General features: G+C 44.8%; 17 protein-coding genes and 2 riboswitches. Of the genes, 15 read left to right on the plus strand and 2 right to left on the minus strand.

Annotated elements, in window-relative coordinates:
* Positions 1 to 135 precede the first annotated feature (135 nt).
* The 15 genes from CST_RS05380 (at position 136) to CST_RS05450 (ending at position 14,932) form a co-directional block, all read left to right on the plus strand.
* On the plus strand, positions 136 to 1,629 hold the full coding sequence (locus CST_RS05380; RefSeq protein WP_015358830.1) for an IMP dehydrogenase: 1,494 nt from the start codon (positions 136 to 138) through the stop codon (positions 1,627 to 1,629).
* 199 nt (positions 1,630 to 1,828) lie between these two features.
* Positions 1,829 to 2,587 (plus strand): ClpP family protease, encoded by a 759-nt coding sequence (locus CST_RS05385; protein WP_015358831.1) that lies wholly within the window; start codon positions 1,829 to 1,831, stop codon positions 2,585 to 2,587.
* Positions 2,584 to 2,850, plus strand: coding sequence for a YlzJ-like family protein (locus CST_RS05390; protein WP_015358832.1), 267 nt, complete (start codon positions 2,584 to 2,586; stop codon positions 2,848 to 2,850). Before CST_RS05385 ends, CST_RS05390 begins: the two co-directional genes overlap by 4 nt.
* Positions 2,851 to 3,062: 212 nt before the next feature.
* Positions 3,063 to 3,138: riboswitch (glycine riboswitch) on the plus strand.
* A 2-nt stretch (positions 3,139 to 3,140) separates the two neighbouring features.
* Positions 3,141 to 3,215: riboswitch (glycine riboswitch) on the plus strand.
* Positions 3,216 to 3,318: 103 nt separating this feature from the next.
* Positions 3,319 to 4,923, plus strand: coding sequence for a phosphoglycerate dehydrogenase (gene serA / locus CST_RS05395; protein WP_015358833.1), 1,605 nt, complete (start codon positions 3,319 to 3,321; stop codon positions 4,921 to 4,923).
* 121 nt (positions 4,924 to 5,044) lie between these two features.
* Complete coding sequence (gene rimO, locus CST_RS05400; RefSeq protein WP_015358834.1) at positions 5,045 to 6,385, plus strand: 30S ribosomal protein S12 methylthiotransferase RimO; 1,341 nt, start codon at positions 5,045 to 5,047, stop codon at positions 6,383 to 6,385.
* A gap of 24 nt (positions 6,386 to 6,409) precedes the next feature.
* Complete coding sequence (gene pgsA, locus CST_RS05405) at positions 6,410 to 6,979, plus strand: CDP-diacylglycerol--glycerol-3-phosphate 3-phosphatidyltransferase (RefSeq protein WP_015358835.1); 570 nt, start codon at positions 6,410 to 6,412, stop codon at positions 6,977 to 6,979.
* A 116-nt stretch (positions 6,980 to 7,095) separates the two neighbouring features.
* Complete coding sequence (fapR, locus tag CST_RS05410; protein WP_015358836.1) at positions 7,096 to 7,740, plus strand: transcription factor FapR; 645 nt, start codon at positions 7,096 to 7,098, stop codon at positions 7,738 to 7,740.
* Between the two features lie 6 nt (positions 7,741 to 7,746).
* Complete coding sequence (gene plsX / locus CST_RS05415) at positions 7,747 to 8,745, plus strand: phosphate acyltransferase PlsX (RefSeq protein ID WP_015358837.1); 999 nt, start codon at positions 7,747 to 7,749, stop codon at positions 8,743 to 8,745.
* A 1-nt stretch (position 8,746) separates the two neighbouring features.
* On the plus strand, positions 8,747 to 9,739 hold the full coding sequence (locus tag CST_RS05420) for a beta-ketoacyl-ACP synthase III (protein WP_015358838.1): 993 nt from the start codon (positions 8,747 to 8,749) through the stop codon (positions 9,737 to 9,739).
* 19 nt (positions 9,740 to 9,758) lie between these two features.
* A complete protein-coding gene (gene fabD, locus CST_RS05425; RefSeq protein WP_015358839.1) occupies positions 9,759 to 10,691 on the plus strand; it encodes an ACP S-malonyltransferase in 933 nt (310 codons plus the stop codon).
* A 49-nt stretch (positions 10,692 to 10,740) separates the two neighbouring features.
* The gene (gene fabG, locus CST_RS05430; protein ID WP_015358840.1) at positions 10,741 to 11,478 is read left to right on the plus strand and encodes a 3-oxoacyl-[acyl-carrier-protein] reductase; all 738 of its coding nucleotides are present in this window, start codon (positions 10,741 to 10,743) and stop codon (positions 11,476 to 11,478) included.
* Positions 11,479 to 11,541: 63 nt separating this feature from the next.
* Positions 11,542 to 11,772, plus strand: a complete 231-nt coding sequence (locus tag CST_RS05435; protein WP_015358841.1) for an acyl carrier protein — start codon at positions 11,542 to 11,544, stop codon at positions 11,770 to 11,772.
* 114 nt (positions 11,773 to 11,886) lie between these two features.
* Positions 11,887 to 13,122, plus strand: a complete 1,236-nt coding sequence (fabF, locus tag CST_RS05440; protein WP_015358842.1) for a beta-ketoacyl-ACP synthase II — start codon at positions 11,887 to 11,889, stop codon at positions 13,120 to 13,122.
* A 77-nt stretch (positions 13,123 to 13,199) separates the two neighbouring features.
* Complete coding sequence (rnc, locus tag CST_RS05445) at positions 13,200 to 13,919, plus strand: ribonuclease III (protein ID WP_015358843.1); 720 nt, start codon at positions 13,200 to 13,202, stop codon at positions 13,917 to 13,919.
* Positions 13,916 to 14,932, plus strand: coding sequence for an elongator complex protein 3 (locus CST_RS05450; RefSeq protein ID WP_015358844.1), 1,017 nt, complete (start codon positions 13,916 to 13,918; stop codon positions 14,930 to 14,932). Before rnc ends, CST_RS05450 begins: the two co-directional genes overlap by 4 nt.
* A gap of 47 nt (positions 14,933 to 14,979) precedes the next feature.
* Here the strand turns inward: CST_RS05450 and coaW are convergent, their stop codons facing one another.
* Entirely contained in the window at positions 14,980 to 15,819 is an 840-nt protein-coding gene (gene coaW, locus CST_RS05455) for a type II pantothenate kinase (RefSeq protein WP_015358845.1), read from the minus strand.
* Between the two features lie 116 nt (positions 15,820 to 15,935).
* Positions 15,936 to 16,550, minus strand: a complete 615-nt coding sequence (locus tag CST_RS05460) for an ECF transporter S component (RefSeq protein WP_015358846.1) — start codon at positions 16,548 to 16,550, stop codon at positions 15,936 to 15,938.
* Positions 16,551 to 16,563 lie beyond the last annotated feature (13 nt).

Raw genomic sequence — 16,563 nt, forward strand, 5'->3', positions numbered from 1 at the left:
TATATTTTAATTTCACAACCGATTGACAACTGAAGGAAAGTTTTATAAAATGGATAAAATTTAATCGGATAGTTGACCGCGGGTTTCGTTACAACCGGTTTTATCTGAGAGTAAAATAACTATAGGAGGGGTAGAATGGCCATTATATATCCGGAAGTCTCCAGAACGTTTAGTGAGTTTTTGCTTTTGCCGAACCTGACCACCAGAGACTGCACACCGGACAAGATTGATTTGACCACACCGCTGGTGAAGTTTTCAAAGGATGAAAATCCCCCGATGAAGTTAAATATACCGATTGTCAGTGCAATAATGCAGTCGGTTTCAAATGATACGCTTGCGATTGCTCTGGCCAGATGCGGAGGTCTTTCATTTATATACTGTTCACAGCCCATTGAAAGCCAGGCGGAGATGGTCAGAAAAGTTAAAAAACATAAGTCGGGTTTTGTTGTAAGCGATTCCAATGTATCGCCAAACCAAACCTTAAGGGACGTGCTGGCAATTAAGGAAAAGACAGGACATTCCACAATAGCCGTTACCGATGACGGTACGGCCAACGGAAAGCTGTTAGGAATTATTACCAGCAGGGATTACCGTTTGTCCCGGGATCCTCTGGACAAAAAGGTAGCCGATTTCATGACGCCTTTTAAGGATCTTGTTGTTGGCAGGCTTGGAATAACGTTGAGTGAAGCCAACGACATTATCTGGGAGAATAAATTAAACTGCCTGCCGATAGTCGATGATGAGCAAAGGCTTCACTATCTTGTTTTCAGGAAAGACTATGATGATCACAAAGCCAATCCCGAACAGCTGATGGATTCAAAGAAGAGGCTCATGGTTGGAGCGGGCATTAACACGTGGGATTACAAGGAAAGGGTTCCTGAACTGGTAAAGGCTGAAGTGGACGTGCTTTGCGTTGATTCCTCCGACGGATTTACCGAGTTCCAAAGGGACACAATAAGGTATGTAAAGGAAAATTTCCCCGAAATAAAAATCGGCGGAGGAAATGTGGTTGACAAAGAAGGCTTTATGTTCCTTGTGGAATCGGGAGCCGATTTCGTCAAGGTGGGAATTGGAGGAGGCTCAATATGCATCACCAGGGAACAGAAAGGAATAGGCCGTGGGCAGGCGAGTGCGGTAATTGAAGTGGCAAAGGCCCGTGACGAATATTTTGAAAAAACAGGAATTTATATTCCCATCTGTTCCGACGGCGGTATTGTACACGACTATCATATCGTGCTGGCTTTGGCCATGGGTGCGGACTTCGTTATGATGGGCCGTTATTTTGCGAGGTTCGACGAAAGCCCGACGAAAAAGGTGAAACGCGGTAACAATTATGTTAAGGAATACTGGGGCGAAGGTTCGAACAGGGCAAGAAACTGGCAAAGGTACGATTTGGGAGGAAACAGCAATCTGAAGTTTGAAGAAGGCGTGGACAGTTATGTGCCCTATGCCGGTAAACTAAAGGACAACCTGGAAGTGACCCTTACGAAAATACGTGCCACGATGTCGAGCTGCGGCGCCAGAAATATCAAGGAACTTTATCAGAAGGCGCGCCTTGTGGTGGTTTCTTCCACAAGCATTATTGAAGGCGGCGCCCATGACGTGATACTCAAGGAAAGTGACTATTAACAGGTAAAAAATCTTGTCCTTTTATCAGGGATACTAAATGGTACCGTGCGGTATGTTTTCGGCATGAAAGCAGACAAAACGGTACCTTTTTGTTTTTTAAGTTAAAAGGCAACGGTAAAATTTTCATGTTTAATGAAGGAATATTTTATGGCCGTTTGACCAAAACTTATCTAAGATAAGTTTTGGGGAGGTTATTTTTTTGGATTCGGGAATATTGTTTGCAAAGCAGGCCGCCAGCGAAGAAAAAAACGAAAGTAAGGAAACCGGCGGAAATGAACAGCAGTCTTCGAATGAAAAAATGCAAAATATAAAGGAAATGGGAACCGTCGAGGTTAAGGAAAAAGGAAGGAATATACACTGCCTTACCATTATAGGCCAGATAGAAGGCCATGTGGTTTTACCCCCTCAGAACAAAACCACAAAATATGAGCATGTTTTGCCTCAACTGGTGGCGATTGAGGATGATGAAAAGATTGACGGTCTCTTGCTTATCCTGAATACCGTAGGCGGAGACGTGGAGGCAGGGCTTGCCATCGCTGAAATGATTGCATCGATGTCAAAACCGACGGTTTCACTGGTTCTGGGCGGGGGACACAGTATTGGAGTGCCGATGGCGGTGTCGACCAATTATTCTTTCATTGCGCCGTCCGCGACGATGACAATACATCCCCTTCGGCTTAGCGGTATGATAATAGGAGTTCCCCAGACCTTTGAATATTTTGAAAGAATGCAGGAACGGGTTGTGGAGTTTGTTGCGAAGAATTCAAAAATTTCAAAGGATGCATTCAGAAAATTAATGCTAAAAACGGGAGAACTGGCAAATGACGTCGGAACCATTTTGTTCGGGCACGAAGCAGTTGAGCACGGTATCATAGACGAAGTGGGAGGTCTTTCATCGGCGCTGAAAAAGCTTGACGAGCTAATAGAGAAGAAAAAGAAAGGGGATAACCGCAAATGATATACTCAATAGTACCTTTTGAACAGTTGTATTATTCCGAAAACAAACAGGAACGGATGGAAGTGGTAATAAACGGTGAGAAGGTTATCCTCCTGAGAAACGATAATAATACGTATACCGTTGAAAGGTTGATTTCAACAAACCCGAAAGTGTATCTGAACCCTGAATTCACGCCGGGAAACAGAATTATCGCCATAACGTCCGAAAAGGAAGGGCCGGAGGTAAAATGGGAGATAATAACCGACGGACTGAGACTGACGTAGATGCAGGACCCGGTATTCTGGGATTTTTTGTATGCCGGGCACAATTACATAGTTTGCCGGTGCATCGCTCAATCTGAAAAGACCTTTTTCACGGCAGGGCGAGAAAAACTTTAAATAGATTGATAAAATATTAACAGAAACTATTGACTTTTGGAATTTTAATAGTAATATATAAATAACAATAATTAGTAAAGCAAACTGAATACAGCCGGATGATGACTGAAGGAGAGCTGCCGCAGGGCACACCGAAGGAGTAAATCTCTCAGGTTAAAAGACTTCAGTCGGACGGACCTCTGGAGAGACCAGGTATGGCGCCGAAGGGGCAAGCCCGTTATGGGTGTATCTCTCAGGCAAAAGGACAGAGGATTCAGGGGGTTTGGCATATGGCTGAATTCCTGAATGAATATACTGCACTTTTTCAGAGGTCAAACAATTTGGTTTGACTTATTTTTTTAGGAGGGGTATTCCATGGCGAGAATAATAGTAACCGACAAAATGGCACCGGACGGGATTGAATATTTGAAAAGCAAAGGATTTGAGGTGGATACACCATTTGGAATTTCTCAGGAGGAGTTGCTTCAGGTAATAGAAAATTATGACGCCCTTATAGTACGAAGCGCTACAAAAGTAACAAAGGATGTTATTGAACGCGGAAAGAATCTGAAAGTCGTGGGCAGAGCCGGAAACGGCGTTGACAACATTGACGTGGAGGAATGCACAAAGAGGGGTATAGCCGTAGTTAACACGCCCGAAGGAAATATTATGGCAGCGGCCGAGCTGACGGTGGCAATGATATTTGCCATTTTCAGAAATATCCCTCAGGCGCATCATGCCGCGAAAAACAGGGATTTCAGGCGAAACAAGTTTGTCGGCGAGGAACTTGAGGGAAAGACCGCGGGAATAATCGGTGTGGGCAAAATCGGTACAATCGTTGCAAGGAAACTTCTTGGAATTGGCATGAAGGTTGTGGGGTATGACCCATACGTTGCCGACGAAAAATTTGAACAGCTGGGTATTACAAGATGTGAAAACCTTGAAGAACTTTTAAAGGTTTCCGACGTGATAACGTTACATATACCGAAAAGTCCGCAGAATGTGGGATTAATCGGTGAAAAAGAACTTAAAATGTGCAAAAAGGGAGTACGTATAGTGAATGTCGCCAGAGGCGGCATGATCGACGAAAAAGCCCTTTACAACGCCATAGTCGAAGGTCATGTCGCAGCGGCTGCACTGGATGTTCTGGAAAAGGAGCCAAATTATACAAAGAGCCCGGAAGAGCAGGACTTCTGGAATCCGCTGCTTGACCTTGAAAATGTTGTTTACACCCCGCATCTCGGGGCGTCTACAAAAGAGGCGAACTATAATGTAAGTATCGGTGTCGCAAAACTGGTTGAAGGGGTTTTGAACGGTGAACTGGTACCCGCGGTTAATATGCCTCCGGTATCAGGGGATATAAATCAGCTGAGACCGTATATCGACCTGGCGGAGAAACTTGGAAGCATTTACTACCAGGCCGAGAAGGACAGGGTTACGAAAATTGAAGTAATATACAGCGGCGACATAGCCAACATTGCAACCAAAGCCATAACTCTCGCGGCGGTTAAGGGCTTCCTCAACAGTGCCGGCGATCCCGATGTGACATATATCAACGCCGAATTAAAACTCAGGGAACTGGGGGTTAAACTGGTTGAAAGCAAGAGCTCGCATCTTGATAAGTATACAAACCTGATAACGGTGAAATTTACCACTCCGAACAGGGATCTTTCGGTGTCGGGTACGGTGTTTGCGAAGGATGTTATAAGAATTGTTGATTTCTTTGGATACAAGCTTGACTTTGAGCCCACCCCCCATGTACTGGCTCTTCAGAATATAGACGTTCCCGGGATTATCGGAAAGGTCGGCACGCTGCTTGGGGAAAACAACATAAACATAGCAGCAATGCAATGGAGCCGGAACAGAAAGGGAGAAAAGGCAGTGTCCTTTGTGAGTGTCGATACCGAAGTGTCCGATGAAATACTGCAAAAACTTTTACAAATTGAAGGAGTGTTAAAGGCCTCAAGACTTAATTTTTAACGGTTTATACGGGTTAAAAAGGTCGGTTATTCAACCGGCCTTTTATTATGCTGGAAAATGGTATATTATTTTGATATGCTTAAAATACTCTGGTATAGAAACAATGTTTTTGGAGGTTTATATGCAGATTAAGGTAGGATGTATATCTCTCGGCTGTCCGAAAAATCTCGTGGACAGTGAAATAATGCTTGGAATGCTGAACAAGGACGAATATTTGATTACCACCGACCTCAGCACCGCAGATGCGATTATAGTAAACACATGCGCCTTTATCAATGATGCAAAGGAGGAAGCCATTGACGCAATTCTGAATGCTTCCCTGTACAAAAAGACAGGAAATCTGAAAGCCCTTATAGTTACAGGCTGCATGGCACAGAGATATAAAGATGAAATCATCAAAGAAATTCCCGAAGTTGATGCCGTTGTCGGAACGGGTAATATTCAGGAAATACGGCAGGTTATCAGTGAACATGTGAAGGGCGAAGGCCGAAGAAAGCTTTTTGTCAATGATCCGAAGGATGTGGACTATCTTGACAATATCAGGATGCTTTCCCAGTCAGGCCGGTCGCAATACCTGAAAATAGCGGAAGGATGCAGCAATCACTGTACATACTGCATTATTCCGTATTTACGCGGTCCGTTCAGGAGCAGGACGGTTGAAAGCATTGTATCTGAAGCTGAAAGGCTTGTTGAAGCCGGCGCAAGGGAACTTATTCTTATAGCCCAGGATGTGACCAGATACGGAGAAGACAGGTATGGGGAATGCAGGCTTGTGGAACTTATCGGAAGATTATCGGAAATTGCGGATTTAAAGTGGATAAGACTGTTATACTGTTATCCCGAAAGAGTGACCGAAGAATTGGTAAATGAATTCAAAAGTAACCCGAAACTTTTGAAGTATCTGGACATTCCAATTCAGCACGCGTCGGATAAAATCCTCAGAGCTATGGGCAGGAGAACCGGAAAAAAGGAACTTGCCGAGCTTATTGTTAAACTGCGTACCGAGATACCTGACATTGTGCTCAGAACCACGCTTATAACCGGTTTTCCCGGTGAGACCGAGGAGGATTTCAATATACTTAAGGACTTTATTAAGAAATATTCCTTTGACAGGCTGGGGGTGTTTGCATATTCCCGTGAGGAGGGCACTCCTGCGGCGAAAATGAAGAACCATGTAAAAGAATCGGTAAAGCGGAAACGGAGGGAAGAGATAATTCTCCTGCAGCAGGAGTTGGTTAAACCCCTTATTGAAAAACGAGTGGGACGGGTTTATGAGGTACTGGCGGAAGGCGTGGCGGATGACGGTATTTTTTATTTCGGCCGTTCTTACGGTGAGGCCCCCGAGATTGATCCGGTGATATACTTTACCTCGGAAAAGCCGGTAGATATCGGCTCATTTGTGAATGTAAGGATACTGGCCACCAACGGCATGGATCTTGTCGGAGAAGTGGTTTATGATTAGTTTCGCGAGGGGGATGTTTTTATAATGAATTTGCCAAATAAGATTACGCTGTTCAGAGTTTTTTTGATACCGTTTTTTTTAATTCTGCTTCTGCCGGTGTATAACGGCAGAACCCTTTTGCCGATACGGCCTGAAACAGGAAGGCTCATAGCCGCTGTCGTATTTGTTTTGGCGTCTTTTACCGATTATCTTGACGGTGTTATAGCGCGCAAACAGAATTCAATTACCACCTTTGGCAAATTTCTGGATCCTATTGCGGACAAGCTGCTGGTAACATCAGCATTGATGGCCCTTATACAACTCGGGGATATTTCCGCGTGGCCGGCGGTTATTATAATTGCCCGGGAGTTTACCGTTACCGGTATCCGGATTATTGCCGCGGGAGACGGTGTTGTAATTGCCGCAAGCAACAAGGGAAAAGCGAAAACTTTTATTCAGATGCTTGCTGTGTTTTTTATTCTCCTGCGTGATTTCCCGTTTTCCCTTTTTACGCGTATACCCGTGGGTCAAATCCTTTTGTGGGTTGCGGTTATTCTGACCATTTACTCGGGATATGATTATCTTAAGAGCAATTGGGACAGAATTAAAAATTAGTCATTTAAATCTACATTTTTTATAATTAAACTATTGCATTCCTGAATGAAATATTATATACTCATAACAGCAGAACATATTAGTTGGTCATAAATTTAATGGCTCGGGGAAGCAGGGTGTTGCATTTGAACAAAAGCTCGAAGGCTAAAAAGGAAAGACAGAAAAAGCTTTTAGAGATAATAAAAGAGGATCCGTTCATGACAGATGAGGATATAGCCGAATATCTCGATGTAAGTGTGCCCACGGTCCGTCTGGACAGGCTGGAGCTGGGCATACCCGAGCTTCGGCAAAGAATTAGGGAGGTTGCTTCGTTAAATCACCAGAAAGTAAGGGCTTTACAGGCTGATGAAATAATAGGGGAAATAGTGGAAATAAAGCTTGGCGAAAGCGGTATTTCCATTTTGGAAACAACCGATGAAATGGTATTTTCACAGTCAAAAATAGTGCGAGGCCATTATATATACTCTTTGGCCGAGTCTCTTGCAATTGCCGTTATAGATGCCGAAGTGGCCCTGGTGGGAGTTGCAAATATAAAATACAAAATTCCTGTTTATGCCGGTTCTAAACTTGTGGCAAAGGCAACGGTTAAACGGGCCAGAAACAAAAGCTATATTGTGTGGGTTTTCATTTACCACAGGCAACAGGAAGTGTTCAGGGGAAAATTCATACTGGTATCGATTGATGACGGCAAAACCGACGGAAACGTTAATGTTAATAACGTCGAAGCTTTGAAAACCGAAAACCCTCCGGGGAAGGACTGAATTTGAATGAGGATTATGGTGGATGCAATGGGTGGTGACAATGCACCCGAGGAAATAGTGAAGGGATGTATTGAAGCTCTGAAGTCAAAGGAAGGGTTTGATATAGAGCTTATCGGAATAGAAGAGGAAATAGAAAAGTATTTAAACAAGTACGGATACAACGGTAACCGTATTTTAATAACCCATGCGCCCGAAGTAATATACAATGACGACAAACCCACCGAGGCGATACGACACAAAAAAAATTCGTCAATGGTTATAGGCCTTGGGAAAATAAGGAATAATGAAGGGGAGATATTTATTTCCGCCGGCAGCACTGGCGCATTGCTGGTAGGAACTCTGCTTGTGGCGGGTACTATAAAAGGTGTTTTAAGGCCGGCACTGGCGCCGGTTGTGCCTTCAATGTGCGGAGGTACAATGATAGTGGATGCGGGGATGAACACGCAGTGCAGGCCTGTAAACTATGTTCAGTTCGCCGTCATGGGCTCGGCTTACATGGAGCATGTTTACAAAAGAGAAAACCCAAGGATTGGCCTTGTGAATATAGGAACAGAAGATGAAAAGGGAAATAATACGTTGAGGGAAGCACTGTCATTACTTCGGAAATGTGATCTGAACTTCATCGGCAATATTGAAGGAAGGGATATTGCCGAAGGAAAGGTAGACGTGGCTGTCTGCGACGGCTTTACCGGTAATGCCATGCTGAAAATGATGGAAGGTACGGGAAAATACTTTTTCCATCATATGAAAAGAATTTTTAACAGAAGCCTTTTTTCCAAAATTTCCGCCCTCCTTGTAAAGACTCACCTGAAAAAGCTAAAAGACAGCGTGGATCCTGAAATTACGGGCGGTACACCGATACTTGGCGCCAACGGTTTGATTTTCAAATGCCATGGTAACAGCACTGCCAGAGCAATACAGAATACCATAATAAACGCATACGCCATTTCCAGCAGCGGGTTTATCGAAAAAATCAGGGAAAGAATAGGAAATATGGAGGTTTAATATGGTTGATTTTGGCATCGGCATCCTCGGTACAGGCAAATATTTGCCTGGCAGAATTCTCACCAACAGCGATCTTGAAAAAATGGTAGATACGTCGGATGAATGGATAGTAAGGCGTACAGGCATGAAAAAAAGGCACCTGCTGGATGAGAATACTCCGTCGTATGTCATGGGTGCTGAAGCCGCTCGGCTTGCTATTCAGGATGCAGGTCTAACACCTATGGATATTGATTTGATCATTGTTTCAACAGAAGTTCCTGATTACCTTTCGCCTTCAATGGCATGTCTGATCCAAAGAGAAATAAATGCCGAAAGGGCTGCGGCAATTGACGTAAACGCCGCCTGCACAGGGTTTGTTTATGCAATGACTGTCGCCCAGCAGTTTATACAAACGGGTTATTACAGACATGTATTAATCGTTGCGAACGAAGGGCTCAGCCGCATTGTAGACTGGGAAGACAGAAGTACCTGTGTCCTGTTCGGTGATGCGGCGGGCGCTGTTGTTATGGGAAGAGTGGATAAGAGGTTCGGAATCAGGAAAAGCTACCTTGCGGCTTTCGGCAACCTTGGCCACAACCTGACAATTCCATGCTGCTATATACCCGAAGAAGAACGGCAAAAAAGAAGGGCGGGAAAGGAAAGGGTTATCTGGCAGGACGGTGGCGAAGTGTTTACCTTTGCTGTAAAAGCAATGGCCGAATCGGTCAGGGCAGTTATTGATAAAGCAAATATTACAATAGACGAAGTGGATCTGATTGTGCCCCATCAGGCAAACCTCAGGATTATAAGCAGCGCGGCGAAGAGGCTGGAGATTGATGAGGGAAAACTGTCGGTGATCCTTCATGAAACGGGCAATATATCGTCCGCGTCGATTCCCGTCGCACTGGACATGGAAAGTAAAAGCGGAAGACTTAAGGAAGGCGACACAGTGGTACTGGTTGCTTTCGGAGGAGGACTTACCTGTGGATCAATACTGCTGACATGGGGAAAATAGTTTTAACGGAGGGTGGAAAATGGGTAAAATTGCATTTATTTTTCCGGGTCAGGGATCCCAGTATGTAGGAATGGCAAAAGAAATATGCGATCATTTCCCAGAAGCTGCTGAAATTTTCCACGAAGCGTCGGAAGCTCTTGGGTTTGACATTGGAAAGATGGTTTTTGACGGCGATGAGGAAACTTTGAAAATAACCGAAAATACCCAGCCGGCGATTGTAACTGTAAGTATTGCGTGTCTTCAGCCTTTGCTGATAGAGGGTATTCAGGCCGATTTTACAGCAGGATTAAGTCTTGGTGAATATGCTGCCCATGTGTATTCGGGGACCTTCTTGTTTCGTGATGCGGTCAGGCTGCTGAAACTACGTGGCAGATTCATGCAGGAAGCCGTCCCGGTGGGCGTTGGTTCCATGGTTGCAATAATCGGCCTTTCAAGGGAACAGGTACTGGATGCGTGTGCGATGGCTAAAGATGAAGGGGTTGTTGAACCGGCCAATTTTAACTGCCCGGGGCAGATTGTAATATCTGGTGAGGCGAAGGCTGTTGAAAAAGCGGCGGCAATCGCCGTTGAGCTCGGGGCGAAAAGGGCAGTGCCATTGGCCGTAAGTGCGCCGTTCCATTGCAGTCTTATGGCACCGGCAGCCGAAAAACTCAAGGCAGAGCTGGAAAAAGTTCAGATACATGAAATGAAGGTTCCGGTTGTTGCAAACGTAAACGGTGAAGTTGTGCCTTCTGCGGAATATGTAAGGGAATCTCTTTACAAGCAGGTATCAAACCCTGTTTTGTGGGAGGATTGTGTAAGAACTATGGTTGGCAACGGCGTTGATACGTTTGTTGAAATAGGCCCCGGGAAAGTGCTCAGCGGATTTGTAAAAAAGATTGATAAAAACGTGAGGACACTGAATGTGGAAGACATGTCCTCCCTTGAAAATACATTGCGTGAACTGAGATGAGTGTTTAAGAACACTCAAATTTATTCTGATGTATAAAGGGGAGCGGAAAATGGATTTTACGGGGAAAACAGTGGTGGTCACCGGTTCAAGCAGGGGAATCGGAAAAGCGATAGCCGAAAAGTTTGCTGCCCTTGGCGCAAATGTTGTTATTAACGGCACTTCAAAAAGTGTTTTTGATACCGAAAGGGAATTGGTTGAGAAGGGTTATAGCGTTAAGGCCTTTGAAGGCGACATAAGCGATCCGGGGAATGCAAAGGCTCTTATCGACTTTGCGGTAGAAACTTTCGGCACAATTGACGTGTTGGTGAATAACGCGGGTATAACGAGGGACAAACTGCTTGTCAGAATGAATGACGAAGACTGGGATACGGTTATTGACGTGAACCTAAAGAGTGCGTATTTGTGCACGAAAGCGGCAACAAAAATCATGATGAGGAAGAGGCAGGGGAAAATAATTAACATTTCCTCTGTGGTGGGAATAACGGGAAATGCAGGACAAACAAATTACGCAGCATCAAAAGCCGGATTGATAGGCTTCACAAAGGCAGTTGCAAAAGAGATGGGGTCATGGGGCATCACCTGCAATGCCGTAGCCCCGGGGTTTATCGAAACTGATATGACAAGCGGTTTATCCAATGAAATCAGGGAAAAATTCCTCGCCGCAATTCCGCTCCGGAGGGCCGGGACTCCTTCCGAAGTGGCGGATGCGGTGGTTTTCCTGGCATCGGATATGGCCAGATATATTACCGGGCAGGTAATTAATATTGACGGTGGAATGGTTATGTAATATTATCAATGTTGATAGAAATACTATAGGTGTATGATTCCTGTCTGGAAGGGGGTGAAAAACGTGATATTTGAGAAAGTAAAAGAAATTATAGTAGATCAGCTTGGTGTGGACGAAAGTGAGGTAACAATGGAAGCCTCCTTCATCGACGACTTGGGAGCTGACTCTTTGGATATTGTTGAGTTGATTATGGCTTTGGAGGAAGAATTTGACCTGGAAATACCAGACAAGGATGCGGAGAAGATTGTAACAGTTGGAGATGCTGTAGAGTATATTAAAGCACATACTTCCTGATTACAGTTGAATAAAAAAAGTCCCACAATGGTGGGGCTTTTTTTATAATACAACTGATTGTTTGTGATAAATACCGGTTCCGGTTTAAAAAAGATATGCAGGGAGGATGTTAAAATGGCAAGGCGGGTAGTAATAACAGGAACAGGCGTAATTCATGCTCTCGGGAAAGACACCAAAACATTCTGGAATGCGATAAAAGAGGGAAAGAACGGAATAACCCGGGTGACGAAGTTTGACTGCAGTACGTTGGAAACCAAGGTTGCGTCTGAGATAACTGATTTTGATCCCACTTTGTATATGGATAAAAAAGAAGCAAAAAGAATGGATCTTTTTACTCAGTATGCAATGGCTGCGGCAATTATGGCAGTGGAAGAAGCAAGGCTCGACTTTTCACAGGAGGATCCTTTCCGTGTCGGTGTCATAATCGGCTCGGGAATAGGCGGAATACAGACTCTTGAAGAGCAGAAGGAAGTCCTGATGGAAAAAGGACCTTCACGAGTAAGCCCGTTTTTTGTTCCGATGATGATTGCGAATATGGCGTCGGGACAGGTGGCTATTAAATTTGGTGTTTGCGGTTTTAACGAATGTGTGATAACGGCATGTGCTACGGCGAACAACGCTATAGGCGATGCATTTCATGCCATAAGGAACGGACTTGCCGACGTAATGATTACCGGAGGTTCTGAGGCTGCGCTGACACAACTGTCCTTTGCCGGTTTTGCGGCTGCTAAGGCAATGGCAACCGATCCCAATCCTGAAACGGCGTGCAGGCCCTTTGACAAAGACCGTAACGGTTTTGTGATGGGTGAAGGGGCCGGGATACTTGTCCTTGAAGAACTTGAGCATGCATTAAGAAGAGGGGCCGATATTATAGCCGAAATTGTTGGCTACGGATGTACATGTGACGCTTATCATATCACCGCACCGCATCCTGAAGGCGCGGGCGGAATTAAGGCAATGCAGTTTGCTTTGGCCGATGCGGGCATAAAGCCTGAAGATATTGACTATATAAATGCCCACGGAACTTCAACCCCGTTGAATGACCCCGCTGAAACCAAGGTTATTAAAAAGGTTTTTGGCGAGCATGCCTATAAACTGGCGGTGAGTTCGACAAAATCCATGACAGGGCATTTGCTTGGGGCTGCCGGCGGCATTGAGGCGATTATTACCGCAATGGCTCTGAAGGAAGGCTTTATTCCGCCGACGATACATTTGGATAATCCCGATGAGGAATGCGATTTGGATTATGTGCCAAACAAAGGGAGAAAACAGGACATCCGTTATGCTTTGTCAAATGCTTTGGGATTCGGAGGTCATAATGCGGTAATTATAATGAAAAAATACGAATGAATCCTTGCAGCTTTCGGCACAGGGAATTGTTTTACAAAATGTGGCGGGCTTTCAGGATTTTTAAGGAGGTTGTTATTTTGAAGAATTCCGATTTGGAGCGTGTTAACCTGCTGGAGAAAAATATTGGGTATGTTTATAAGGACAAAAGTAAAGCACTTCAGGCAATAATCCACAGTTCCTATGCCTATGAACACCGCCGCGAAGGGCTCAGCAGCAATGAACGGCTTGAATTTCTCGGCGATTCCGTATTAAACTTCCTGATCACCGACAGGCTGTTTAAAGAAGTTTCCGACATGCCTGAAGGCGAAATGTCAAAACTCAGGGCTTCAGTCGTATCAGAAGCATCTTTATCGGAATGCGCAAAAAAGTTAAATGTCGGTGAGGTTTTGCTGCTCGGAAAAGGCGAAGAGATTATGGGCGGACGTAAGAGACCGTCAATCCTTGCCGACGCCATGGAAGCGATAATAGGCAGTATTTACCTTGATGGCGGCCTTGAACCAGCAAGTGATTTTGTAAGCCGTTTTCTCAAGGAAAATTACGAAAAAGCAATCAACGGCACCCTGTTCAGTGATTATAAGACAAAGCTGCAGGAAGAGGTTCAGAAAAGCAGCAATTCCAATATTAAATATATCGTCATTTCCGAAACCGGTCCCGATCATGACAAAGTATTCACCGTTGCGGTCCTGGTTAACGGTGAACAGATGGGTCAGGGAACGGGAAAGACAAAGAAGGAGGCCGAGCAGAAGGCCGCAGGCGACGCACTGAACAGAATTAAGGCAGAGGCAGTTGAGTTATGAGCAGGCACATAAACATTCCCATTTTCATACCCCATGAGGGATGCCCGAATGATTGTGCGTTCTGCAATCAAAGAAAAATAAGCGGCCATGTCCGCGCACCTTCTGAAGGGGAAGTCAGAAAAACAATAGACGAGCATCTGAAAACGACACAGGAAGGGGACCGGTGTGAAATAGCCTTTTTCGGCGGAAGCTTTACCGGGCTTCCAAGGCACCGGCAGGAACTATACCTCGGCATTGCCCGCCAATATGTAAAGGAAGGCCGAGCAGAAGGGATTAGGCTTTCAACGCGGCCTGACTATATTAATGAAGAAATATTGGCGTTTTTAAGGGAATACCCGGTCAAAGTTATTGAACTGGGAATACAGAGCCTGGATGAAGAAGTACTGCAAAAAAGCAACAGAAATTATTCTCCTGAGGTTGCATTGTCCGCATGCAGGCTGGTTAAGGATTATGGCTTTTGCCTTGGAGTTCAGACAATGCTCGGGCTTCCGGGGGATACCCTTGAAAAGAGCATAAACACGGCAAAAAGGCTTATTGAGCTCAAGCCCGATATGGCAAGAATTTATCCAACATTGGTGATAAGAGACACCGCTTTGGAACAGGAATATATCGGCGGAAAATACATCCCGTTGTCGCTGGACGAGGCTGTTCGGTGGTGCAGTATACTTGTGCCCATGTATGAGAATGCCGGTATAAAAGTCATAAGGGTAGGGCTTCATGCCGAAGAGCTTATAAGGGAAAATGAGATAGTTGCAGGTCCGGTGCATCCCGCATTTGGCGCCCTTGTTTATTCAAAAATATGGCTGGACCGCATTACCGAAACAATTGAAAAAACGTCCATGCATAATAAAAGGAAGCTTATAATCCACGTGGCCCCTTCTGACGTATCACTGGTTACGGGCCAAAACAGAAGGAATGTTGATTTTCTGAAAGAAAATTACCGGTTTTCGGTTGTAAAGGTGATAGGGGATCAAAATTCCCGGAATTCCTTTGAGCTGGAATTCCGGGATTAGTTACCTGTTTACTGTTATTCTTTTAGTTAAGGGATTTCAGCGGACAATTATTTTATTTCGGTGTATTTTCCGCCTGACGAATAAGCTATTGCCGCTCCCAGCGCGGTGGCGTATTCGGCATGTTCGGGTATGTGGAATCTTTCGGGATGGAGCTTAGAAAGTCCGTTGATAATTTCACGGGATTGCGGGACATTTGTAAGGTTTCCCGTTAAAACAATATCTTGGGTCTGATCTGTTCGCGCCGCAAAAATGGACATTACTCCAATCGTCTGGAATACCACATTGATAATGCCAAGGGCAATATCGTTTTTTGTGGCAAGATCGCTTATTTTTCCGAAATTGGATGCCGTTGTTTCAGGGGGTAATCCTTCAATTTTTTCAATAGTAATATCCTTAATGAGCAAGTCGACATTTTCAAGATTTCCGCTTTTGGCCATTTCAATCAAATCGTCAAAATGCCGGATATTGAGCATTCTGTTTGACAGCCCCAGCAGCGTGCCGCCGCCTACGCCGGTGCCGCCAAGGTGTTGCACGTTGCCGCTTTTTTCCGCCCTTACAAAGGCAGTACCCGTTCCCATGCTTACAATCACAGCCTTTGAAAGGCCGGACAGGAAAAGACCGCCCATTCCTATAGCGTAAAACTCTTCCACTTTTCCCGTAGGGATTTGATAAATACGCTCATTTATATATGAAGCTCCGACACCTGTAATCATAACGAAGGAAATGTCCGACAGCTGAAGGCGGTTTACAGCGATAAATTTGCCAAACGCCCCGTACATGGAAGAAACAGGGTCGGTTGCGCGCACCATCATCGGGCTGATAATTTTGTTATCCTTGAAACCCGTTATTTTTGTCGTACTTCCTCCGATATCAATTCCAAGAATCATTGTCAATCCGACTCCCGTTTTTATAATAATTTTTTCCGGTCAGAGGATGAAAACCACTGACCGGAAAGGACATGTACAGCTAACTCACTGAAAATCAGCTTTATAAAAGTAACGGTTTAATTCCGTATTTTTCGAATGGCAAGCACTACCGGAATGCATATTACCACTGAAGCGATAAGTTCAGCGATATAATTGGGCACCGCGGATATAAAAATGTATGAAGGGCTGGTCGTTTCGGGCAAACCAAGCATTGATATCATAGCTTCAATGTACCGCTTCGCATAAAAAAGGTAGATTGTGCCCAAAACACCCACGGTGTTTGTTGTGGTGGCGAGTACCGCCGATGTGCCGATTGATATTGCGGTGCGCCTGTCGCCCAGTATCCTGTCCATCGCATGATAAACATAATAAGCCACTACACCAATCAGAATTCTCGGCACTATTGAAACCAAAGGGTTCAAAAAGGCAAAAGCTATAGGAAGCGGCGAAGTGGCGGCAGTGTAAAAACTTGAAAGTCCGAAAATAAGACCGATAAATGCCCCTGCAACAGGCCCTTCCAATATCGCGCCAATTATTACGGGCAAATGCATTGTGGTGATTTGAACAGCAAGACCGGGAAGATAGATATACCCGAGCGGAGTAAAATTAAGAACGATGGACAGCGCTGAAAGTACGCCTGTAACGGCGATCTTTCGAACGGTAAACATTGACTTTGCGTTTTCGTTATTCATCTCAAACCCTCCG

The sequence above is a fragment of the Thermoclostridium stercorarium subsp. stercorarium DSM 8532 genome, assembly GCF_000331995.1.
Lineage (GTDB): Bacteria > Bacillota > Clostridia > DSM-8532 > DSM-8532 > Thermoclostridium > Thermoclostridium stercorarium.